This window comes from Neoluteolibacter marinus, assembly GCF_014904755.1.
Classification (GTDB): domain Bacteria; phylum Verrucomicrobiota; class Verrucomicrobiia; order Verrucomicrobiales; family Akkermansiaceae; genus Haloferula; species Haloferula marina.
In genome coordinates this window covers 1-648 of record NZ_JACZFQ010000255.1, presented here as the reverse complement: position 1 = coordinate 648, position 648 = coordinate 1, and the positions used below count along the sequence as shown (strand labels likewise).

Genomic DNA, 648 nt, shown 5'->3' with positions numbered 1-648 from the left:
CGTTGCTCCGTCGACAGTCCACCGGATCTTGGTCGACGTCCACTTGAACCGCCTGTCGCACGTCGACCGTGCCACTGGAGAACCTTGAATCGCCCCGGGTTTGTTAGAGGCTCGCAAGTGCCGCGTCGGCGGGTGCCGGTGCGGGGTGGTTGTGATGGTAGGTGTCCTCGAGCTCGACGGGCGGGATCATGCCGATCTCGCCGTGAAGTCGCCGGTGATTGAACCAGTCGATGTATTCCGCGGTCGCGATCTCGAGGTCGTCGATGTTCTTCCAGGGCCCGCGGTTGCGGACCAGTTCAGCCTTGAACAGCGAGTTGAAGGCCTCGGCCAGGGCATTGTCATACGAGTCGCCGGTGGAGCCGACCGAGGCGGCCGCGCCGGCCTCAGCAAGACGCTCGGTGTAGCGGATGGCGACGTACTGAACGCCCTTATCGCTGTGGTGCGTGAGCCCGGAGACGGCCTGGCCTGCGTGATCGCGGGTCCAGATGCCCATCTCGAGCGCGTCCAACGCGAGGTCCGTCCGCAGCGACTTCGACAGCTGCCAGCCGACCACGCGGCGGGAGAACACATCGATGACGAACGCGGCATACACCCAGCCGGCGAAGGTGCGGCAGTAGGTGATGTCCGCGACCCACAACTGGTTCGGAG

1 protein-coding gene is annotated in these 648 nt (G+C 65.1%); it reads right to left on the bottom strand.

Annotation, left to right across the window (positions count from 1 at the left end):
* Positions 1-103: 103 nt before the first annotated feature.
* On the bottom strand, positions 104-648 hold a 545-nt coding region (locus IG178_RS24735), incomplete at its 5' end, for an IS3 family transposase (protein WP_193215242.1).